The sequence below is a fragment of the Streptomyces durhamensis genome, from assembly GCF_000725475.1.
Lineage (GTDB): Bacteria > Actinomycetota > Actinomycetes > Streptomycetales > Streptomycetaceae > Streptomyces > Streptomyces filipinensis.
In genome coordinates, this window is the sequence record NZ_JNXR01000089.1 from 1 (window position 1) to 704 (window position 704).

Annotated in this window: 1 protein-coding gene; it reads left to right on the forward strand. The window is 71.6% G+C overall.

Features of this window, described 5'->3' with window-relative positions; translation table 11 throughout:
* A partial coding sequence (locus tag IO33_RS0141890) for an AMP-binding protein (protein ID WP_031174323.1) occupies window positions 1-704 on the forward strand: 704 nt, incomplete at both ends.

A 704-nucleotide genomic window follows, 5' to 3' on the forward strand; every position in this document is an offset into this window, starting at 1 on the left:
CCAGGAGATGTACGCGAACGGCAACCACACCCGCGTCCTCTTCCACTCCCCCATGGCCTTCGACGCGTCCACGTACGAGATGTGGGTGCCCTGGCTGACCGGCGGCACCCTGGTCGTCGCCCCCGCCGGCCACCTCGACACCGCCGCCTACCAGCAACTCATCGCCGACCACGCGATCACCAGCCTCTGGCTCACCGCCGGACTGTTCCGGCTCATCGCCGAGGAGGCCCCCGAGACCTTCGCGGGCGTCCAGGAGGTCTGGGCCGGCGGCGACGTCGTACCCCCCGAGGCCGTCCGCCGGGTGATGGACCACAACCCGCAGATCACCGTCGTCAACGGCTACGGGCCCACCGAAACCACCACCTTCGCCGCCACCCACCACATCGCACGGCCCTTCACCGCCACCGGCCCCGTACCGATCGGCGAGGCCCTCGACAACCACCGCCTCTACGTCCTCGACCCCGCGCTCCGGCTGGTCCCGCCGGGCACCCCCGGCGAGCTGTACATCGCCGGCGCCGGACTCGCCCAGGGCTACCTGGACCGCCCCTCCCTCACCGCCGACCGCTTCGTCGCCGACCCCTACGGCGAGCCGGGCTCCCGGATGTACCGCTCGGGTGACCTGGTCCGCTGGAACAAGCAGGGCTCCCTCGAATACCTCGGCCGGGCCGACCAGCAGGTCAAGCTGCGCGGCTTCCGCATCGAAC